Origin of the sequence: Halanaerobium kushneri (assembly GCF_900156285.1) — a bacterium.
In the GTDB taxonomy this organism is placed as follows: Bacteria; Bacillota; Halanaerobiia; order Halanaerobiales; family Halanaerobiaceae; genus Halanaerobium; species Halanaerobium kushneri.
On sequence record NZ_FTNC01000003.1, the window covers coordinates 119,415 to 140,878 of the forward strand.

Here is a 21,464-nt window from a genome sequence, read left to right on the forward strand (position 1 = left end):
GATGAATAAAACAACAGAAGAACAAGATTTAAATTTAGTAATTGCAGGACATGTTGATCACGGTAAAAGTACAATTATTGGTAGAATGCTGGCAGATACTGATTCTCTACCTGATGGTAAATTGGAACAGGTTAAAGAAACCTGCCGCAAAAATTCCAAGCCCTTTGAATATGCATTTTTACTGGATGCTCTGAAAGATGAGCAGGCTCAGGGAATTACCATTGACTCAGCCCGTGTCTTTTTTCAAACAGATTATAGACAGTATATTATTTTAGATGCACCGGGACATATTGAATTTTTAAAGAACATGGTAACCGGTGCTGCCAGAGCAGAAGCTGCTCTTTTAGTAATAGATGCCTCCGAAGGGGTAAAAGAAAATTCCCGCCGTCATGGCTATATGCTTTCTATGCTGGGTATCAAACAGATTGCAGTAGTAGTCAATAAGATGGATTTAGTTGACTATGATCAGGATACATACAATGAGATTGTAGAAGAATATACAGACTTTCTAGCTGAAATTGGACTTGAAGCAGAAAGATTTATTCCTGTCAGTGGGATGCTGGGAGATAATGTAGCTGATCGATCAGAAAATATGGATTGGTTTAAAGGAAAGACTGTTTTAGAACAGTTAGACAGCTTTGAGAATGCTGCTCTACCGCATAATAAACCTTATAGAATGCCGGTACAGGATGTCTACAAATTTACCAAAGGTGGAGATGATCGCCGCATAGTTGCGGGAACAGTTGCAGCAGGTGAGCTGAATATTGGCGATGAGGTTGTTTTTTATCCTTCTGGTAAAAAGAGTACAGTTAAGTCTATAGAAGGTTTTGAAGAAGACAAACAGCATAAGGTAAAAGTAGGGAAGGCAACCGGTTTTACTCTTGATGAGCAGATCTATATTACCCGGGGTGAACTTGCCTCCAGAGCTGATGAAGCTGAGCCCAAGGTTTCAGCAAGAATTAAAGCCAACCTTTTCTGGCTGGCCCGTCAGGATTTAGTTAAAGATAAGGTCTATCATCTTAAACTCGGAACAGCTAAGGTTAAGGCCCGTCTGGAAAAGATAAATAGAGTAATTGATGCTTCCAATTTAAATCAGGATGAAGCTAAAGAAAAAATTGAACGCCACGATGTGGCAGAGGTAGTCTTTAAACTTGATAAGGCAATGGCCTTTGACCTGGCAGGAGAGATAGAAGAAACCAGCCGCTTTGTCATTGTCGATGATTTTGAGATTGCCGGTGGTGGAATAATTTCTGAGGCCCTAGAAGATGAACAGAGCTGGGTCCGTGAAAAGGTAATGCGCCGTAACTACAACTGGGAGCAGTCTCTAATCAGCCGAGAAGAAAGAGCAGAAAAATATAATCAGAAATCAACTCTGGTTTTAATCACCGGAGAAGAGGATGTTGGGAAAAAACCGACGGCCAAAGCTTTAGAAAAAAGGTTATTTAATGATGGAAAGGTAGTCTACTTCCTAGGGATTGGAAACCTTCTCTATGGTGTTGATGCTGATATTAAAAATGGTGATAATAGTCATAAAGAAGAACACCTGCGCCGTCTGGCTGAGGTTTCTCATTTAATGTTAGATGCAGGAGCAATTTTAGTTGTAACAGCAGTTGAACTGACTCAATCTGATTTAGAACTGATTAAGACAACTGTAAATCCTCAGCAGATTGAAACTGTCTGGCTGGGAGATAGAGTAACAACTGATTTAGAGTTTGACCTTCATATTCCGGAATTTACTTCTGAGGAGCAGGTTTCAGCCCAGATTAAAGGGTTATTACAGGACAGGGGGATTATCTTTAGACCATGGTAGATAATATAAAGTGGCACTCAGGTGAAATTAATAAAGCTGCTCGGGAAGAACTTCTTGGACAGAAAGGGTTGGTGCTCTGGTTTACCGGACTTTCGGGATCGGGTAAATCCACCATTGCTGTTGAGGTGGAAAAGGAGCTTTTTAAGAGAGGAAAAGTTTCTTACCGCCTCGATGGTGATAATCTGCGCTTTGGTTTAAATAAGGATCTCGGTTTTACTGCTCAGGATCGGGAAGAAAATATCCGCCGGATCGGTGAGGTAGCTGCCCTTTTTGCTGATGCAGGGCTGATAACCTTAGCTTCTTTTATTTCTCCCTATAGAGCGGGGAGAGAAGCTGCCCGCCAGGCTATAGGTTCTGAAAATTTTAAAGAGATCTACGTTAAAGCAGATGTAGAAACCTGTGCTGAGCGGGATCCCAAAGGACTTTACGCAAAGGCTAAAAAAGGTGAGATTGAAAACTTTACCGGTATTTCTGCCCCTTATGAGGAGCCAGAAAATCCGGAACTGATATTAGATACTCAAAGATTGAATCTTGAAGAATCGGTTGAGCTTGTTCTGAAGCTTATTTTAAAATAAATTAAAATTTTTAGATAGCTCACCTAAACATGGCAAAGAAGATTTTAAGCCTCTCCTGGGAGTGAAAAATGGGAGAGGTTTTTATATATTTTTCAGTGTGGAAGGATGATCTTAATGTTTAAATACTTGAAAGAAATAGTTAAATATACAGGTATCATCTTTTTCATAATACTTTTAGTTATGCCGACAATGACCGGTTTAAATCCAGCAGGGCAAAGGGCGCTGGCAGTTTTTGTGCTGGTTTTAAGTTTTTGGGTTTCACACGTTCTTCCGCTATCAGTAACTTCCTTGCTCGGAATTGCCTTACTGCCTCTATTAAATGTGATGACTATAGAATATACTTTTTCGCTTTTTGGTTCTAAAGCAATCTTTTTTATTCTTGGAGCTTTAATCCTTGCTTCTGGTCTTTATCAGACCGGGCTAGGTTCCAGACTTGCTTTTAATATAATTTCCTTTAGTGGTAAGAGTCCTCTTAAACTATTATATGGTATTTTATTTACAGCCGCTTTTTTGTCTTTAATTATGCCCGAACATGCTGTTGCTGCTCTGCTCTTTCCAATAGTTCTCGAGATTGCGGTCAGTCTTGATTTGAAAAGGTTGGAGAGTAATTATGGAAAACTGCTTTTTTTAACAATGGCCTGGGGAACAGTAATTGGTGGAATAACCACCTATCTTGGTGGTGCCCGTAATCTCTTAGCAGTTGGTCTTTTAGAAAAACATTATAGAATTTCTATTGGTTTTTTTGAATGGATAAAATATAGCTGGCCAATTCCATTTCTACTTTTGATTGTTTTTGCAGTAATTATTGCCAGATTTGCAAAGATTGATATTGAGGACACATCTCGCTCCTTAGAAAAATTGCAGGCAGAGTCAGAGGCAAAAGGTAGTTTTTCTAAAGCAGAAAAAAAGCTGGTTCTAATTTTAGGATCAGTAGTCTTCAGCTGGTTATTTTTATCAAATTTAATTAATATTGCTGTGACAGCTTTGCTGGGGGGAGTTTTAGTTGTTGCTCTTAGGGTTGTAGACTGGCAGGAAGTAGAATCCTATGTCAACTGGGGAGTAATTTTAATGTATGGTGGAGCAGTTGTAGTTGCTTCTTCTTTAGTAGAAACCGGGGTGACGGACTGGATGGCAGCTAGATTTTTTTCTCAGCTAGAACTTGCACCATTTTTGTTTATAATTCTACTTGCTATTTTCACATCAATTTTAACTGAGGGAGTTAGTAATGTAGCTTCTGTGGCAGTAATCCTGCCCCTTGCATTTAGTGCGGCTGAAGCTTACAATTTGAATCCTGTTATATTAACGTTGTCTGTTGCTTTATCTGGAGGGCTTGCCTTTTTACTGCCAATGGGAACCCCACCCAATGCGATTGCCTTTTCTTCTGGTTATTATCAGATCAAAGATGCTTTAAAATGGGGATTGGTGCTTAAAGTAATCGGCTGGCTGATTTATATTTTAGTTGCTAGATTCTACTGGCCGTTGATTGGACTGGAAGTTTTTATCTAAGAGAGCTTCAAAATATTTTTTGAAAGATATAATGGCTGAGGTTGAAATAATAAATTTAGTTAATTAGAAAATAGAAATCAAATTAAGTTATTAAACTTGTGAGGGATAGATAAATGAAAAAATATATGCTGGTTTTATTCAGTTATGGTGGTTTAAAGAAAATTAATGAGCATCTAGAAAAAAACATCAAGCCGAATGACAAGCTTCTGCTCAGAGCTTTATTGGTTAAGGAAGCACCAAAACTTTTTGAGCATTTAATTTCTGATGTTGGTTTTTTAGGAGAGAAAGTAGTTAGTGATGTGGAGAACTCTGTTGTTGATATCTATCAGGAAAATGCTAAAGATTATTTAGATGAGATAGCAGAAATGGCAGCAGCTAGGGGTTTTAAACTTGATAAAAAATTAATTGAGGAACAGAATTTAGAAAATATTAAAAAAGAAATTAAGGAATCTGATCTGGATGGAATTTTTATTAATTTTTCCCACAATGAATTTGTTTCCAACCAGGTTAAAGAGGATGAGCTTAAAAAATGGTTGAAAAAGATTAAACTGCCACAGGATATTTTTTATGATGGGGAAAAGAAAAATGATTAAATTAATCTGCTTTACTAGTTATGATATAGAGTTGAATAATAGATATGTAAATTAAATATTTCAACAAATACAGGGGAGCTAAAATATGCAGCAGCAGAATTCAAAAGATTTCTTAGCTACTTTAACTAAAAAGGAACTAACTGAAATCAGACAGTACTGGCAGTTTGAGGAAGAGAAAAAACACCTGCAGCCTCTTCCGAAAAACAATCGGGATGGTTCAGTAGGTGAACAGACAGTTGTTAAAGGTGAAAAAGTAGGCAGAAATGATCCCTGTCCCTGCGGCAGCGGCAAGAAATATAAGAAATGCTGTCTGGGTAAGGAAAATTGACCCGATTAAAGATTAAGCGGCTGAAAATAATGATAATAAGCTCATAAGTTGAACAAATATAATATTAGTTTTAATCTGAACTCCGAGTCCCTTTTATTAGGTGCTGGGAGTTTTTAGCTCATTTAATAAAAAAAAAATAAAAAAAAGAAGGAATTCAACCACTGGTATGCAATATAGTATATAGAGGTACCTACCACTGCAGACCAGTGGTTGAAAAAGGAGATGCTGATTATGACTCAAGACAAAATTAATAGAGATGACTCTAAATTTATTTATCAACAGATTTGCGATATTATACTTAACAAAATTAAAAATAGAGAGTATAAAAAAGGAAAGTTAATTCCATCAGAGAGAGAGTTAAGTAATGAATTGGAAGTGAGCAGATATACTATCAGAAAAGCTATAGAAGAATTAGTTCATCAAGGGTATTTATATCGAGTGCAGGGGACAGGTACTTTTGTCTATGATATACATGGAGAAAGAGATGATAAAGAAAATAAAAGCAAGCAAATTGGAGTTATTATGCCCTATACTGATGGAGTAAATATTGAAATCCTTAACGGTATTGAAAATGCTTTGGATGGAAGTGATTATACCTTTATTTTAAAAGATCATTTTAATGATTATAAGAAAGAAGCTGAAATCATTCAATTTATGAAAAGGCAAATGGTTGATGGATTAATTATTAACCCTGCTGAAGATCAAAAAGATAGTACAGCTATTTATGATCTGAAATCTGAGGGATTCCCATTTGCTTTAGTTGATAGAAAGCTTCAGTTTTGTCATACCAGCTGTGTAATGGCAGATAATATAAACGGTAGTTATAAAGCAACAGAATATTTAATTCAATTAGGGCATGAAAACATAATGTTTTTGAAAGGTCATTATTCCAACACGAGTACTATTGAAGATAGAATTACTGGTTATAAAAGAGCTTTAAGAGAATATGGAATTGAAACAAATAATGTTTTCACTTATGATGAACAACAATCTAGAGATAAAATAAATGAACAAATTTATAATCACATAGAAAAGAATAATATCACAGGAGTAATAGCGGTTAATGATATTATTGTAATAGATTTGATCAAGATGACCAGGAAATATCAAATTGAAATTCCTGAGGAATTATCAGTAGTAAGTTTTGATTATACTGATAAAATAAAACATTTAGAAATAAAATTAACTACTGTAAATCAACATTCAGATATAATTGGACAGAAATCAGTTAATTTGCTCTTAGAATATATAGAAGAAAATAATCAAGAAAAAGAAATACAACAAATTTATCAATCGTGTGATCTAGAAATAAGAGATTCATGTAAATCCTTAGATTAATCTCTTTTTATTTTAAATTTTCAGAATTAATATAATTTTAGCAATATAAATTAATTTGTTCTAAAGTCATATTGATGTTAATTCTAATCAAAGGAGGTGAGATTCTATACTTAAGTTCTAGCGGTAATTGTTTGAAATTCTACTAATAATAAAGGGGAGATTAACAATTATGAAAAAGAAAACATTACTAATTGCTTTAATTGTATTATTTGCTATGACTTCTGTGTCTTTTGCTCAAGACTATGAATTAGTTACACCCGAAAGAATTGGTAATCCTGATGCTGAGATAGTATTAACAGCAAACATTCAAAGATCTGATACATTATTTGCGGCAACTGATAATAGAAAGGATTATATAAGAAAAGCTGCTGCAGAGTGGGCTAAAGCTCATCCTAATGCCAGAATTGATGTTCAGGTTGCTCCAACAGGACAAATTTCTATGACAATGGCAACTTTGATGACTCAGGCTGAATCTGGTAATGCACCAGATTTTGCACATATTGATTCCTTTTGGGTAGGTAGATTTATAGATAATGGTTATACTAAATCATTAAATGAATATATAGGTGAAGATGCAGTTGATGATTTTTATGGTTTTACAAAAGATGTAGTTGTGAGAGATGGGGAAATGCATGCTATCTGGGGTGAAACAGATGCTCGCTTTCTTTACTATAGAAAAGATTGGATTGAAGAACCACCAAGAACCTGGGATGAAGCAATTGATGTGGCCTTAAAGATGAAAGAAGAAAAAGGAGTCCACGGATACATGGCCTGGCTTGGCAGCTGGGAAGGTGCAGTTAATGGTAATGTATGGCCTTCTTTTTGGGCACAGGGCGGAGAAATGTTTGATGGAAACGGTCGTCCTGTTATAGGTGAAGGGAAAAATAAAGAAGCCTTAGTTAACAGTCTGGGCTTTTTAAAAAGATTAGTTGATACAGGAGCAGCTCCAGTAATGGTTTCTTCAATTACAGGTAGTGATCCATTACTAGCTGAAATTCGTTCTGGTAATGTAGCAATGGTAGCAAATGGAAGTTGGCTTTATAATCAAATTGATGACATAATTGATGATGCTGATGAAAAATGGGACTTTGTTCCTCTTCCACAAATGAAAGCCGACCAAAGAGCAAATAGTAATGGTGGTTGGACCTGGGCAGTTTTAAGTAATGATCCAGTCAAGCAAGAATTGGCTGCAGATTATATTATGAGAGTAGTAGGTAGTACAGAAGCAATGGCTGAAAGAACTAAAGTTTATAATTATTTACCTACTCGTGAATCTGTATATGTAACTGACCCTTATTTTTCGGAAAACGAACGCATGCAAAAGTTAAGAGAATCTTTGGAATATGGTAACGCTCGCCCAGCTAATTCACTATATAATACCGTTTCTGATCTTACTCAAACAGCTTTAGGACGTTTATTAACTGGTCAAACTGATGATATTGAGGCTGAAGTTGATAAGATTCAGGAAGAAGCATTAAATGAATGGGAATCAAATAAATAATAAAAATAATACGAGGGCTTATTTATAAATAAGCCCTCGTTAAATTAGTATGTGTTAGGAAAGGATGGCGAGTATGAATAGAAACATTATGGAAAGATGGTGGGTTTGGATAATTCCATTAGCTTTAGTTTTGGGAATTTTCTTTTTATATCCTTTATTGAATGTCATAAGGCTGAGTTTTAGCAATGCAACAATAGGAACTATAGAAGATGGCTTTACATTTGAAAATTACATACATATTCTTACAGGTAGTGGTTTTTGGCAGGTTATGAAAGTTACATTAGTTTTTGTTTTTGCTTCAGTTTTATTTCAATTATTACTTGGTTTAATTACGGCAATATTAATAAATAAAGACCTATTTGGTAGTTCTTTAGTGAAATTATCTATGATTACTGCCTGGGTGGTTCCTGGTATCATTACTGGAGTCATTTGGAGCATAATGTACAGCAGTAGTTCGTGGGGTATCTTAAATTATTTTATTAGATTGTTAGGTTTAAATCAAATTCCATTTCTGTATACACCATCCTGGGCTTTGTTTTCGGTTGTTTTAGCTAATGTTTGGCGTGGAACTGGTTTTAGTGGAATTATGCAGTATGCCGCTTTAAGAGGAATTCCAGATCAATTATATGAAGCAGCTTCCATAGATGGTGCTTCAACCTGGCAGCAGTTTTGGAATATAACTTTACCCCAGCTAAAACCAATGTTAATGATAAATACAATTTTGATTACTATTTATACATTTAATACATATGATTCCATTTTTGCTCTTACACAGGGGGGACCAGGAAATAGCACAACAGTGTTATCACTTGGAGCTTACAAACAGGTATTTAGGTATTTAAATCTAGGAAGAGGATCGGCATATGCTGTAATTATGTTAATTCTTTCTGGTACATTTACAATACTATATGCATGGTTTATGGGGAGTGATCAGTAAGTGGTTAAAAAAATTTCAATTTATATACTGTACGGATTAGTTTCGATATTTTTTTTACTGCCTATTTTATGGATTATTTCTTTATCATTAAAAACAACTTCTGAAATTTTTGTTTTTCCACCAACTTTTATTCCAGAAGAAATAACTTTTGATAATTTTTTTTATGTTTTAAAAAACACGACAATGACTACTTATCTCTGGAATTCTTTTAAGTTAGTTATATATACCGTTTTAGGAACACTCTTAGTAGCTATACCCGCTGCTTATTCTTTTTCCAGATTTGATTTTAAAAATAAAGCTAAATTGTTATTTGTTATTCTCATATTTCAAATGATTTCACCTATAGTTATTGGTATTCCAATTTATCGTTATTATTCTAATCTAGGATTGCTAAATAATTATTTTGGATTATCAATGGTCTATATTGCTATCCAAATACCATTTGCAACCTTTTTATTAAAAGGCGGTTTTGATGCCATACCAAAAGAGTTAGATGAGGCAGCAAAAATTGATGGAGCATCAAGATTTCAATTATTGCATAAAGTAATTCTACCTGTTGCACTACCTGCTTTAGCAAGTGCTACTATATTTATTTCAATTAATGCCTGGTCCCAATTTTTACTTCCCTATTTGCTCTTAGATAGAACCAGTCAATATCCAGTTTCAGTCGGGATCTTAATGACACAGGGTAACTTTCAACAAATAAGCACCCATTATTTAGCAGCTGCAAGTATAATAGCATTATTACCTGCAATAGTAATGGTATTTTTATTACAAAAATTTATCCTAAAAGCTCTAACTGCTGGAGCAGTAAAGGGATAAAAATAAAAAAATGGAGTGATTAAATATGTTTATGAAAGAAGGAAAGATAGACAGATATTTAAAAGATTTAAAGGAAAATTTAGCTCAGAAAAGTGTTGAAATCGAAGAATTTGAAGTCTACCCAGCAAAATTAGATAATAAAGGATTACCAGATTTTACAAATATGGCTGGCAAAAAACTTGAAGTTGGTGAAAGATGGGGCGGGAAAAATGTCTGTCAGTGGTTCAATACCAAAGTTAAAGTTCCTAAAGATTGGGATTTAGAAAAAGGTAAAACTTATCTTAAAATTATTCCAGGGGCAGGACATTTCGGGAATTTAAGTGGTTCAGAATCATTGCTTTATCTTAACAGTCAACCACTGCAGGGATTAGATAGAAGTCATTCTTTAGTTTATTTAAGTAAAAAAGAATTAACTTCTGGCTCAGAGCTGGAAATATCTATTAAGGCATTTAGTGGATTAGAAGAAAAAAAGCATGTTTTTAAGGTAGCAGCTTTAATCTATCGTAATCGGACCGTAGAAGATTATTATCAAAGAGCTAAAATAGTTTTTGAATCAATTAAAACCATGGAAAAAGGTGAAGATCTAAGAGAAAAGTTATTAAGAGTTTTAGATAAGTCTATAAACATCTTAGATTTCAGAAAAGTTAATTCTAATAAATTTTTGCAGAGTGTTGAAAAAGCCAATAGTTATTTAAAAGAGGCCCTGCAAGAATTAAAGAGCAAAGATAATTTACCTAAAATTACTGCGGTTGGGCATTCTCATATTGATGTAGCCTGGTTATGGCAGCTTCTTCATACTAGAGAAAAATGTTCTCGAACATTTTCAACAGTATTAAAATTAATGGATGAATACCCTGAATATACTTATGTACAAACAATGCCTCAGTTATATAAATTTATAAAAGAAGATTATCCTGAAATTTATGCTAAAATAAAAGAAAAAATAAAAGAAGGCAAATGGGAAGTTACAGGAGGCATGTGGGTAGAGGCAGACTGTAATGTAACTTCAGGTGAATCACTAGTTCGACAATTTATCCATGGGAAAAAGTTCATTAAAGAAGAATTTGATGTTGATTGGAATATTTTATGGTTACCTGATGTTTTTGGTTATTCATGGGCACTACCACAAATTATTAAAAAAAGTGGAATGGAATATTTTATGACTACAAAAATTAGTTGGAGTCAATTTAATCGACCTGAGTATGATACTTTCACCTGGAGAGGTATTGATGGTACAGAAGTTTTAACTCACTTTATTACAACACCTGAAATTCATAATGATTCACCTTTTTATACCTACAATGGAATTTTAAATCCTGAATCAACTGGAGGTATTTGGGATAATTATAGACAAAAAGATATAAATGATGAACTGCTGCTTGCCTATGGTTGGGGCGATGGTGGTGGTGGACCTACCAGAAAAATGATAGAGTCAGGTAAAAAAATGCAGGAAGTTCCTGGAATGCCTGAAGTCAATTTTGGAAAGTCTGAAGATTATTTTAAAGATTTAGCAGATAAGATGGAAAAAGAAAAAGAACTACCTGTTTGGGATGGAGAATTATATTTAGAGTACCACCGCGGTACATATACTTCTCAAGCTGAAGTCAAAAAAAATAATCGTAAAGCCGAAATAATGCTTCATGATGTAGAATTATTTAATAATTTCAGTTCAAAAAATAAGCAATTAGATTATCCTGCTGATAAGATTAATGATAATTGGGAGGTCGTATTGAAGAATCAGTTTCATGATATTTTACCTGGATCTTCAATTAAGGAGGTTTACGAAGATTCTAGAGCGGAGTTTAAAGAACTATTTAATAAGACAGAAACTTTATTAAATAAAAGTTTAGAAGAGATTGCATATCAGATTGAAGGGGATGGCGAAAAAGTTGTTGTTTATAATTCACTTCCCTGGTCAAGAGATGTATATCTAGATTTAAATAATAAAGAGTACGAAATCAAATCGATTCCAGCAAATGGATATTATTCTTTTGAGATTGATAAAGATACATTAGAGCCAGTAATAAAGAAGGATAAAAGAGTAAATAGAAGTTCAGAAAAAGCAGCCGTAAATGAATTGAAAGTTGAATCTAAACTAATTGAAAATAAATTTTATAAGATTGAAATGAATGATCAGGGTCAAATTGTTTCTTTATACGATAAAGAATATGAGCGGGAAGTAATTACGGAAAATGAAATAGGCAATTTATTGCAGGCTTTTGAAGATCGCCCTATGAGATTTAATGCCTGGGATATAGATATTTATTATCAAGATAAAGAATATATTATTGATGATTTAACAGAAATGAAAATTAATCAAGAAAACGATAAGGTGTTAATCAATTTAGAATGGAGATTTTTGGATTCAATTATTAAACAGGATATGATTGTCTATGCTGATAAGCGTCGTATTGATTTTAAAACAGAAGTTGATTGGAAAGAAGAACAGATACTTTTAAAAACCGCTTTTCCAATTGATGTAAGAACAACTAAAGCAAATTATGAAATTCAATTTGGTAACGTTGAGAGAAATACTCACTGGAATACAAGTTGGGATTATGCTAAATTTGAAGTAGTTGGACACAAGTGGGCAGATTTGTCAGAAGGAGATTATGGAGTCAGCCTTTTAAATGACTGTAAATATGGATATGATATCAAAGATCAAACAATGCGTTTAACATTAATTAAATCTGGTGTTTATCCGGATCCGGAAGCTGATCAAGGTCATCACTCATTTACTTATAGTCTTTATCCTCATGGGGGAAGCTGGTTTGAAGCTGAGACTACAAAAGAAGCTTATGAATTAAATTATCCTATTCAAAATGTTAAAGTTGAAGGAAAAAATGGTACTGAACCAAATGAAAAGTCATATATAGATGTAAAAGAACAGAGTACAATTCTAGAAACTGTTAAAAAAGCTGAATATAGTGATAAATTAATTTTGAGATTTTATGAGTATGGAAATAGAAGAGATACTGTGAAAGTAAAATTAGATGATAAAATTAAATCTGTTCATGAATGCAATCTAGTTGAAGAAAATATAGAAGAAGTTGAAAATAATGATTTTGAGTTTGAATTTAAAATAAAACCCTATGAAATTAAAACTTTCAAGGTTGAGCTTAGATAGTATTTTAATTATTAAAAAGTAGATGGATAAAGGAGATTAAAAGCATGAAGGTTAAAATTGCTTTGGGACAGATTGAGCCGAGTACTTTGAATAAGGAAGATAATTTCATAAAAATGAAAAAATATATCGATCAGGCTGCTAATCAAAATGTTAACTTGATTATTTTCCCAGAATTATCTCTAACAGGATATAATTGTGGAGATGCATTTTTTGAAGTTGCTGAAGAAATACCAGGACCTACTGTAAATGAGTTTGAAGATATAGCCAAAAATAATGATATATATATAATTTGGGGTATGCCAGAAAAAGGTATTGAAGGTGTATTGTATAATGATGCAGTTTTAGTTGGCCCTGAAGGTTATATTGGCAAATGGAGAAAGCATACATTGCCTGGACATGCAACTGATAAAGTTGGACCAGGTGCTTTTCCTGATAGAAGATATTTTCGCGCTGGATCAAAGAGTCCTATTTTTAAAACAAAGATAGGTAATATTGGGATGATGGTCTGCTATGATATTTATTTTCCAGAAATATCAAGACTCTTAACTTTGAAGGGTGCGGACTTATTAGTTGGTATTTCAGGATCTCCTTCATTTGAAAAAGATATATTTGAACCTTTAGTAAAAGCAAGAGCAATGGAAAATGCAATCTGGTATGCGTATTGTAATTTAGGTGGAAAAGAAGGGGAAACAGAATATTGGGGTGGGAGCACTATAATTGGACCAGGAGATAAAGAGTCTAAAGTTCCAGGAGAGCCTATTATCTGTAAAGCCGATTATGATAAAGAAGATCTGATTATTGGTACTATAGATTATGATAAAACAGGTGAATTTCGCCCTTATTTCCCCGTGTTAAGAGATATAAGATTGGATTTTTATGAAGAATTGTATAAAATTGCTGAGGAAATCACATAACAATTTATGTGAACGATTTTAGTCATTATAATGAATCATTCATTAAAAACAATGGTGATATTTATTGAATTAAATTCTATAAGCTCAAGTTATTAATAGGGGGGATGTTTCTTGATGGAAAAAAGAATACTTGGAAAAACTGGACTGGAAATTAGTTTGCTTGGATTTGGTGGTTTCCATCTGGTAGAAATTCCTGCTGACAGAGCACCTTGATATAATTTTTATGCACGGAGTTGGAGATGAGGCAGACTTAGAAGCAATTTTAAAACCAGGTGGTTCACTGGAAGCAGCTAAAAAAGCAAAAGCAATGGGGAAGGTAAAACATATTGGAATTACCGGTCACGGTCAGCCTGATGTGTTAATTAAAGCCTTAAAAACTGATGAGTTTGAAGTAATGATGACCCATTTTAATTACTTTGATAAATTCAACTTTCCAAAATTAGAAACTGAGCTGCTGCCGCTGCTTAAAGAAAAGAATATTGGAACTCTATGTATGAAACCTCTCGCTGATGGATTTTTATGGCAGAATGTAGAGGATGCTTTTCGCTATGTTTTTTCTCTGCCTGTTGATACTGTGGTAACAGGAATGAATAATCAGGAAATGCTGGAGATGGATTTAAAACTGGCAGAGGAATTTGAGCCAATGACTGAAGCAGAAAAAGCAGAGCTATTTACCAATGCTGAAGAACTGGGAGATTATATCTGCCGTCAGTGTGATAACTGCAGTGTTTCTAATAAATTTGGTGAAAATATAAAAGATTTATTTAGAATGGAGGGTTATTTTGATCGTCAGATGTATGATGGCCGGCCTAGAAATCCTGCCGATTATGCTTTAAGAGATCGCCTTCGTTTCTGGTTTAGCGACAGAGAACTGGCAGAAAAGAGATACAAAAAACTGGAGCTTAAGGCAGCTGATTTATTGGAGAAGGAGGCTGAATTTAAAGCCTGTAAATATGGGCTTGATGTTAAAAACAAGCTGGAGATAGTGGATTATAAATTGGGTGAAAGTGAAATTATGAAGTGAATAATAAGTCTAGTACTTAATTGATATTATATTTTTAAGTGCTAGGCTTATTTATTTAATCCATTTTCTAGTTATTACCCAAAGTTGTATAATAGGTACATAGATAGAGTTGGGAAAACTGGAGGTATTAAAGTGTCTGAAATTAAAGAAATAGTAGATCAGTATAACACAGGTAAAACGCCATTATCTCTACTTAGGTTGGGGTGAAACTACCTTAACCGTTATCTGGATGGTGATATTCCTTCAAAAAGTTATTTCGAGACACTTAAAAAGATGAAAAAAGATTATAATTATATGCTCCAGCTGGCAGAAGAAAAAAGAATTAATTGATCAAGTAAAAATAAGTAAAATAGAAGAATTGAGTGAAAGAATTTCTAAGATTAAAGATTTAAAGGAATTAGAAGAAGCGTTAAAACAGTAATTAATTTAAAAATATAGTGCTAACTCCTGGTGGTAATTAAGCTGCCAGGATTTTTTTGTCACTAATGATTTAAAGTTGTATAATAGATAAAGAATAATAAAATTTAATGGGGGAGCAGTTGATGAAAGAAAATTTATGGTTTGAAGAACTAGATAATATTGAACCGGATGCATGCTATAATCAATTATTATCAAATTTCACTAAAAATGAACTGAATGAAATAAGAAAACTCTGGGATTTCCACGGTATTAGTCAGCTTAATAAAGCTGAACTTATTCAAGAATTGACTAAACGAATTGCTGATAATTTAGAATCCTGGCTTCAATATTTAGGGTCAGAACAAACTGAATTTTTAAAAGAAATAATTATGCAGTGCGAAAAATATTCAGCAGCCTACATTGAGATTAATGAATTCACTTTTTATCTAGCAGATTATTTTGAAGCCCGGGGAGTAGTGTTTTTAGGTAAGCATCAGGAGATTGCTATTTTTCTCATACCAGAGGAATTGAGAATTAAAATCAAATCTATTTTAAACAAAAAAAGCATTAAAAAACAAATTCGTTTAAATGACAGTTATATTAAATATGCAGTTGGTTGTGCAGTTTATTATGGAGTTTTAACTCCTGATCTTTTATATAACTCTTTAGAGAGATATCTGACTCCTGAATGGAGAATTGATCCCTTAGATGTAGTTTTAGAATTTGGAGAATTTTCGCATTTAGCTTACAGTGCCGGGCCCTTTTTTGTTTTGGGGGCTGTTGAAGATGCGCCTGAGATTCTCATTGAAAGAGAAGAACGCAGTGATTTAGATTATTATATTCCATCTAAAAAAGAAATAGAAAATGCTTATCAAAATGAACACTCTTCCCTAAAAATCAAGAGAAATATTATTTGCTAATCAGGAGCAGTATGCTATATAATATAAACACATGGAGATTAGGAAGAAGGGCAGGTGAATCAGATGCCAGAAGCTAAAATTTTAGAGACACTTGTCAGCCGTTTTGATGAGTTTGTTAATCGTTTTGACCAGCTGGATAAGAGATTGGATAGTAAATTTTCTCAAATTGATAAGCGCTTTGACAAAATTGACAAAAAGCTTACTGATCATGATCAACGATTTGATCAGATTGATAAAAGGCTTGATGAACACGATCAACGCTTTGATCAGATTGACAAACAAATTAATAATATTGAAATAAAACTCAATGATTATGATAAGCACTTTGATCAAATTGATAAAAGACTTGCTGATCACGGTAAACGATTAATTAATATTGAAGCCAAATTAAATGAACATGATCAACGCTTTGATAAGTTGGATAATATTCTTGCAGAACAGGATATTAAATTATTTAATATCAATAAAACATTAAAAAAACACAGTGATCAATTTGATGAGCTTAATTATACAGTAAATAAGATTCACGATCAAACTGCTCGTCTAAGCCTTGAACAAGGAAAATTAGCAATGAAAATTGATCAGCTTAAGAATTCAGCGTCTGAAAATAATGAGAAAAAGCAAATAATTTGATTACTAGTCCCGGTGGTTTAGAAATTAAGCTACCGGGATTTTTTATTCAACATAGGGAGAATTCTGCGTAGCGCAGATTCCAAAAAATGCTGATCAATGACTTTGAACTTGATAAAAATGAAGCAGAAGATTTACTCTGGCAGCTGATGCCTGATATAAAAAATGATTTTAGTTCAATGCCTATGCTGCAGGACTTTGCTGATAGATATGAGTTTAAGATGAGGCTCAGACCCAGGAGTTTGTAAGGTAGTTAAATGTACTGTCTGGGCAAAGAAAATTAATGGATCTTATTTGCTAATTACAATCATTTTAAGATATAATATTAATATATGGAGAATACGAAGGGAGGAGGGGTAGAAAAGATGCCCGAATCTGGAACTTTAGATAAAATTCTAAATCGTATTGGACAGCTTGATGATAAGTTTAGCGCTAAGTTTGAAGAAATAGATCAAAGATTTAACAGGGTGGATGAAAGATTTGAAGCGATAGATGATAGATTTGATAAAGTGGATGGGAAATTTGATGAGATAGACGATAGATTTGATAAAGTGGATGGGAAATTTGATGAGATAGACGATAGATTTGATAAAGTGGATGGGAAATTTGATGAGATAGACGATAGATTTAATAAAATGGATGGAAAATTTAATGAAATAGACGATAGATTTAATAAAGTAGATGATAGATTTGATAAGTTGGATGACCGACTTGATATGATTTATGATCAAACTGTTCGTTTAACTCTCGGCCAGACCGCTTTGAAAAGGGATATTAATGAGATAAAAAGTGGCTTCAATTATCTTAATAATGAGGTGGCCAGAAATTCTAAGGATATTTATGTTATGAAAAATGAAAAACATCAATAGTATTCAACTATATTTTTAAGAGCAGTTCTCAGAAGATTAAGAGCTGCTCTTTTTATTTAAAATAATTTTGAGAAAATTTTCACTAAAAAGCAGGGAAAATTTAACTGAGCTCGAAATAGGGTTTAAGACTAAAATGGGGTGATAAAATTGAACATTGAATTTCATTATTACATGACCTACCTGATAACAGTCAGGGCAGGCTTTAAGCCAGCAGAGGCAGAGATAATTGCTTATTCCAGCCAGTATATCGATGATAATGATTTGGTCTATAATATTGATCAGAATTCTAATTATGCTTACAGCAATTATATCTCCCAGACTAAAAATATTACCAGACCAAAGAAAAATTTATTCCGCATTTATCCGGTCTTCCACTTTATTCCCGGTGATCCTCTGGCTGAATCTGCTCGGCGTCGGGATGGTAAACTCCATCTTTTAAATACAACCCCGGACAGCAGAAATGCCAGGCAGGTGCTTAAACTTGGACTTAAGTCAGATAATTTATATAAAATAGGGCTGGCCATCCACTCTTTTGCTGACAGCTTTGCCCATCAGAACTTTGTCGGTTATTATGATGAGTTTAACCTGGTGAAGGGAATCCAGCAGAAACTAAGTTCGATTTTTAAGAGATCAGTCTATAAAATTGGGCATGCAGCTGCCGGCCACCGTCCAGATATTCTTCATGCTCTCTGGAAGGACCCGCGACTCTGCAGGTCAAATTTTCTGTGGGATAATAAGGATCTTTTTTTAAAAGCAGCCGGTAGGATCTTCGAAGAGCTAAAGAAGTACCAGGATCCAGCAGCGTCTGAAACAGCTATCAGCTCTGAAAAAGAAGAATTGCTTGCTGACCTGGCTAGAGTGATCGGGAAAAAATCAGAATGCCCGGAATTATTTAAGGTTAACAGCCGCAAGCGGCGGATTAATTGTTGCCGGAAATTAAGTTTAAAAAAAGAGTATGGAGCAGCAAAGATAAAAGATTATGATCCCTCACTCTGGTTTAATAAGGCGGTAAAAATAAATACCGATTTTTTTAAAATTGACCGCAATTCAAGCTGGCAGCGCCTGGCTTTGGATTATTTTTCAAAGCGGCTTAAATTCTTAAAAAGCTGTTACAGCTGGAAGAGCGAAACCTATCAGAAGACTCACTGGTTTAAATTTCAGGAGTCAGTAAAGGAGATGCAGGAGGAGATCATTGAGCTTCTTGATCCGCCTGTCTTTGAACGGCTGGAGCTGGCAAACTGGTAAAAAACAGCCCTCGCTCAAGAAAATTAAATGGGCTAAATTCTTCTAGAAGGATAGTTAAATTAAGTTATCTTTAATTTGGATTTGCTTGCTATCAGACTTTGAAAGTAATATAATTAATTTAGTTAGTAATTATAAAAATAGATAATAAATTTAAATAGATTTAAAAAGTTTATGGAGAACAGGTAGAAAGGGGAGTGAAAATGAGGTGGCTGAAGATAAGACTTTAAATTTGATCCTTTCTAAGATTGAAGACCTGGATACTAAATTTGATAAGTTAGATAATAAAGTTGATAAGTTAGATACTAAATTTGATAAGTTAGATACTAAAGTCAGTTTGTTAGACAATAAAGTTGCAGCTTTAGATTCTCGAGTTGACGGTTTAGAAGGTAATCTTTCAAACTTCCGAGGTGAATTCAACAGCTTTAGAAATAAGACAAATGAAACATTAGCTCGAATTGAACGGAGAGTTAATGCAACATTTGAGCAGATTGGTGGCTTAAGTGAATATAGAACTAAAACTGAAGCCCAACTTAATAACATTGAATCAGATATGTCCTATTATGCCCGCAAGCAAATCGAAAATGAAAAAGAAATATATAAATTAGAGAACAAATTGGCAAAATAGCAATTTTAAAAGCCTCTCCTCTGAGCGAAAAGGAGAGGTTTTCTTTTTATAATTTTAAAAAACAGCTGGTTTTCTCGCTCTTATTTTCAACAAAGGAATGGTTTTAATGCTAAAATATATAAAAGAAATATTTAAATATATAGGTATTCTAATATTTATTGTTCTTTTGCTGCTTCCTACCTTTGATGGACTCAGTCTGGCAGGACAGAGGGCACTTGCTGTATTTGTACTTGTTTTAACCCTCTGGGTGACTCACGTGCTGCCCCTTTCTGTGACTTCACTTTTAGGGATTGCTTTACTGCCGCTTTTAAATGTAATGAGCATTGAATATACCTTTTCTCTTTTTGGCTCAAAGGCAATCTTCTTTATTTTAGGAGCTCTAATCTTAGCCTCCGGTCTTTATCAGACAGGACTCGGTTCCCGTCTGGCCTTTAAAATAATTTCCTTTAGCGGCAGCAGCCCACTTAAACTTTTATATGGAATCTTATTTGCTGCAGCTTCTTTATCTCTAATTATGCCGGAGCACGCAGTAGCAGCCCTGCTCTTTCCAATAGTTTTAGAGATTGCAGTCAGCCTGGGCCTTAAACCCTTAGAGAGCAACTACGGAAAACTCCTATTTTTAACAATGGCCTGGGGAACAGTTATCGGAGGAATTACAACCTATCTCGGAGGAGCCCGTAATCTTTTAGCAGTGGGGCTTTTAGAAAAACACTATGGGATCAGCATTGGCTTTTTTGAATGGATTAAATACAGCTGGCCGCTTCCATTCTTACTGATTATTGTTTTTGCATTTATTATTACAAGATTTGCAGATATTGATATCAAAGATACTTCTCAATCTCTGGAAAAGTTAAAGGAAAAGGCCGAAAAGAGGGGAAGCTTAACTAAAGCTGAAAAGAAGCTGCTCCTTATTTTAGGAGCTGTAGTTTTCAGCTGGTTATTCTTATCGAATATAGTTCACATAGCAGTCAGTGCTCTTCTTGGAGGAGTTATGATTGTTGCTTTTAAGGTAGTTAGCTGGAAGGAAGTAGAGGAATATGTCAACTGGGGAGTAATTTTAATGTATGGTGGAGCAATAGTAGTTTCTTCTTCCTTAGTTGAAACAGGAGTAACAGACTGGATTGCAGCTCGATTCTTTTCTCAGCTTAATTTGCTTCCATTTTTATTTATAATACTTTTGGCAGTCTTTACCTCAATCTTAACTGAGGGGGTAAGTAATATAGCTTCTGTTGCAGTAATTTTACCATTTGCTTTTAGTGCAGCCGATGCCTATAGTCTTAATCCAATACTGCTGACCTTATCTGTAGCTTTATCAGGAGGACTTGCCTTTATGCTACCGATGGGAACACCACCAAATGCAATTGCTTTTTCTTCCGGTTATTTTGAGATTAAAGATGCTCTAAAGTGGGGTTTAGTGCTTAAAATAATTGGCTGGCTAATTTATATTTTAGTTGCCAGATTCTACTGGCCACTGATCGGTCTTGAAATATTTATTTAATTTTTTATTTTAAATAATTAAGTTGATTAGGTATAATATTTTCTAAATTAAAGAAGTCAAAATTAATCTAAAAAATAGATTTTATATAACTTGTGGGGGATAAATAATGAAAAAATATATGCTGGTTTTATTTAGTTATTGTGGTTTAAAAAAAATAAGTAAGCACCTGAAAAAGAAGCTGAAGCCTGAAGATAAACTCTTTGTAAGAGCCATAATGCTTGAGGGAGTACCCAAACTTTCTGAGCATTTAATATCTGATGTTGGAGTTTTAGGTAAGAAAGTAGTAAGTGATCTAGAAAATTCTGTTGTTGATATCTATCAGGATAATGCCAAAAATTATCTGGATGAGCTCAAGAAAATGGCGGCAGAAAAGAGCTTCATACTTGATAAGAAGCTGATTCAGCAGCATAATTTAAAGAAATTAAAAGAAGACATCAAATCTACTGAGCTGGATGGGATATTTATCAACTTCTCCCATAATGAATTTGTTTCAGACCAGGTTAAAGAAGAAGAGATCAAAGAGTGGCTGGAAAAAATCGAGCTGCCAAAGGATATTTTTTATGATGGGAAAAGGAAAAATAAATAGAAGAAATATTATCCCGGCGTTTTTAATGAGCTGCCGGGATTTTTTAATACAACATTATACACAAAATGTTGAGGTAGGAGTTTTTAGCCTGCAATAATAGGGAATCTTACTTTGCAATTACCTGTTATTTTAATATAAAATAACAAATCAAAAACTGTTGTAAATAATTTTCTTGACCAAAAATCAAATTAATTATATAACTACATTGTAGGGACAT

The 21,464-nt window shown here is 33.9% G+C and carries 19 protein-coding genes and 1 pseudogene; all 20 read left to right on the forward strand.

From position 1 onward, the window contains the following. Position 1: 1 nt before the first annotated feature. The 20 genes and pseudogenes from BW929_RS03280 to BW929_RS03370 all read left to right on the forward strand — a co-directional run bounded on the left by BW929_RS03280 (position 2) and on the right by BW929_RS03370 (position 21,247). Complete coding sequence (locus BW929_RS03280) at positions 2–1,810, forward strand: GTP-binding protein (protein WP_076543957.1); 1,809 nt, start codon at positions 2–4, stop codon at positions 1,808–1,810. Further along, complete coding sequence (gene cysC, locus BW929_RS03285) at positions 1,804–2,385, forward strand: adenylyl-sulfate kinase (protein WP_076543958.1); 582 nt, start codon at positions 1,804–1,806, stop codon at positions 2,383–2,385. Before BW929_RS03280 ends, cysC begins: the two co-directional genes overlap by 7 nt. A gap of 114 nt (positions 2,386–2,499) precedes the next feature. Next, positions 2,500–3,891, forward strand: a complete 1,392-nt coding sequence (locus tag BW929_RS03290; RefSeq protein WP_076543959.1) for an SLC13 family permease — start codon at positions 2,500–2,502, stop codon at positions 3,889–3,891. A 113-nt stretch (positions 3,892–4,004) separates the two neighbouring features. After that, positions 4,005–4,484 carry a hypothetical protein gene (locus BW929_RS03295; protein WP_076543960.1) on the forward strand — a complete coding sequence of 160 codons (480 nt, stop codon included), beginning with the start codon at positions 4,005–4,007 and terminating at the stop codon, positions 4,482–4,484. 229 nt (positions 4,485–4,713) lie between these two features. Continuing rightward, positions 4,714–4,812, forward strand: a pseudogene (locus tag BW929_RS15600) (SEC-C metal-binding domain-containing protein); the annotation flags it as partial. Between the two features lie 231 nt (positions 4,813–5,043). Next, on the forward strand, positions 5,044–6,150 hold the full coding sequence (locus tag BW929_RS03305; protein WP_076543961.1) for a GntR family transcriptional regulator: 1,107 nt from the start codon (positions 5,044–5,046) through the stop codon (positions 6,148–6,150). 169 nt (positions 6,151–6,319) lie between these two features. Beyond that, positions 6,320–7,651 carry an extracellular solute-binding protein gene (locus tag BW929_RS03310; protein WP_076543962.1) on the forward strand — a complete coding sequence of 444 codons (1,332 nt, stop codon included), beginning with the start codon at positions 6,320–6,322 and terminating at the stop codon, positions 7,649–7,651. A 73-nt stretch (positions 7,652–7,724) separates the two neighbouring features. After that, entirely contained in the window at positions 7,725–8,588 is an 864-nt protein-coding gene (locus BW929_RS15105) for a carbohydrate ABC transporter permease (protein ID WP_159437148.1), read from the forward strand. Further along, entirely contained in the window at positions 8,589–9,410 is an 822-nt protein-coding gene (locus BW929_RS15110) for a carbohydrate ABC transporter permease (RefSeq protein ID WP_076543963.1), read from the forward strand. It begins immediately after the preceding gene. Positions 9,411–9,435: 25 nt separating this feature from the next. Next, positions 9,436–12,537, forward strand: a complete 3,102-nt coding sequence (locus tag BW929_RS03325; protein WP_076543964.1) for an alpha-mannosidase — start codon at positions 9,436–9,438, stop codon at positions 12,535–12,537. 44 nt (positions 12,538–12,581) lie between these two features. Next, positions 12,582–13,451, forward strand: coding sequence for a carbon-nitrogen hydrolase family protein (locus tag BW929_RS03330; protein WP_076543965.1), 870 nt, complete (start codon positions 12,582–12,584; stop codon positions 13,449–13,451). A 223-nt stretch (positions 13,452–13,674) separates the two neighbouring features. Beyond that, positions 13,675–14,475, forward strand: coding sequence for an aldo/keto reductase (locus BW929_RS03335; RefSeq protein WP_234978055.1), 801 nt, complete (start codon positions 13,675–13,677; stop codon positions 14,473–14,475). Positions 14,476–15,017: 542 nt separating this feature from the next. Next, positions 15,018–15,794 carry a hypothetical protein gene (locus tag BW929_RS03340; protein ID WP_076543966.1) on the forward strand — a complete coding sequence of 259 codons (777 nt, stop codon included), beginning with the start codon at positions 15,018–15,020 and terminating at the stop codon, positions 15,792–15,794. 63 nt (positions 15,795–15,857) lie between these two features. Then, positions 15,858–16,427, forward strand: coding sequence for a hypothetical protein (locus BW929_RS03345; RefSeq protein WP_234978056.1), 570 nt, complete (start codon positions 15,858–15,860; stop codon positions 16,425–16,427). 86 nt (positions 16,428–16,513) lie between these two features. Continuing rightward, positions 16,514–16,672, forward strand: a complete 159-nt coding sequence (locus BW929_RS15215; protein ID WP_159437149.1) for a hypothetical protein — start codon at positions 16,514–16,516, stop codon at positions 16,670–16,672. A gap of 117 nt (positions 16,673–16,789) precedes the next feature. Beyond that, positions 16,790–17,293, forward strand: a complete 504-nt coding sequence (locus tag BW929_RS03350) for a hypothetical protein (RefSeq protein WP_076543968.1) — start codon at positions 16,790–16,792, stop codon at positions 17,291–17,293. Between the two features lie 147 nt (positions 17,294–17,440). After that, on the forward strand, positions 17,441–18,538 hold the full coding sequence (locus BW929_RS03355) for a DUF6765 family protein (RefSeq protein WP_076543969.1): 1,098 nt from the start codon (positions 17,441–17,443) through the stop codon (positions 18,536–18,538). A gap of 205 nt (positions 18,539–18,743) precedes the next feature. Continuing rightward, positions 18,744–19,163: a hypothetical protein gene (locus BW929_RS03360; protein WP_076543970.1), complete on the forward strand. Its 420-nt coding sequence runs from the start codon at positions 18,744–18,746 to the stop codon at positions 19,161–19,163. Positions 19,164–19,269: 106 nt separating this feature from the next. Beyond that, positions 19,270–20,661 (forward strand): SLC13 family permease, encoded by a 1,392-nt coding sequence (locus BW929_RS03365; RefSeq protein WP_076543971.1) that lies wholly within the window; start codon positions 19,270–19,272, stop codon positions 20,659–20,661. A gap of 106 nt (positions 20,662–20,767) precedes the next feature. After that, the gene (locus BW929_RS03370; protein ID WP_076543972.1) at positions 20,768–21,247 is read left to right on the forward strand and encodes a hypothetical protein; all 480 of its coding nucleotides are present in this window, start codon (positions 20,768–20,770) and stop codon (positions 21,245–21,247) included. Positions 21,248–21,464: the final 217 nt, after the last annotated feature.

Bases quoted from the DNA above. Each gene is read 5' to 3' on its own strand.
- BW929_RS03280 (WP_076543957.1), top strand. From the start codon at position 2: ATGAATAAAACAACAGAAGAACAAGATTTAAATTTAGTAATTGCAGGA.
- cysC (WP_076543958.1), top strand. From the start codon at position 1,804: ATGGTAGATAATATAAAGTGGCACTCAGGTGAAATTAATAAAGCTGCT.
- BW929_RS03290 (WP_076543959.1), top strand. From the start codon at position 2,500: ATGTTTAAATACTTGAAAGAAATAGTTAAATATACAGGTATCATCTTT.
- BW929_RS03295 (WP_076543960.1), top strand. From the start codon at position 4,005: ATGAAAAAATATATGCTGGTTTTATTCAGTTATGGTGGTTTAAAGAAA.
- BW929_RS03305 (WP_076543961.1), top strand. From the start codon at position 5,044: ATGACTCAAGACAAAATTAATAGAGATGACTCTAAATTTATTTATCAA.
- BW929_RS03310 (WP_076543962.1), top strand. From the start codon at position 6,320: ATGAAAAAGAAAACATTACTAATTGCTTTAATTGTATTATTTGCTATG.
- BW929_RS15105 (WP_159437148.1), top strand. From the start codon at position 7,725: ATGAATAGAAACATTATGGAAAGATGGTGGGTTTGGATAATTCCATTA.
- BW929_RS03325 (WP_076543964.1), top strand. From the start codon at position 9,436: ATGTTTATGAAAGAAGGAAAGATAGACAGATATTTAAAAGATTTAAAG.
- BW929_RS03330 (WP_076543965.1), top strand. From the start codon at position 12,582: ATGAAGGTTAAAATTGCTTTGGGACAGATTGAGCCGAGTACTTTGAAT.
- BW929_RS03335 (WP_234978055.1), top strand. From the start codon at position 13,675: ATGCACGGAGTTGGAGATGAGGCAGACTTAGAAGCAATTTTAAAACCA.
- BW929_RS03340 (WP_076543966.1), top strand. From the start codon at position 15,018: ATGAAAGAAAATTTATGGTTTGAAGAACTAGATAATATTGAACCGGAT.
- BW929_RS03345 (WP_234978056.1), top strand. From the start codon at position 15,858: ATGCCAGAAGCTAAAATTTTAGAGACACTTGTCAGCCGTTTTGATGAG.
- BW929_RS15215 (WP_159437149.1), top strand. From the start codon at position 16,514: ATGCTGATCAATGACTTTGAACTTGATAAAAATGAAGCAGAAGATTTA.
- BW929_RS03350 (WP_076543968.1), top strand. From the start codon at position 16,790: ATGCCCGAATCTGGAACTTTAGATAAAATTCTAAATCGTATTGGACAG.
- BW929_RS03365 (WP_076543971.1), top strand. From the start codon at position 19,270: ATGCTAAAATATATAAAAGAAATATTTAAATATATAGGTATTCTAATA.
- BW929_RS03370 (WP_076543972.1), top strand. From the start codon at position 20,768: ATGAAAAAATATATGCTGGTTTTATTTAGTTATTGTGGTTTAAAAAAA.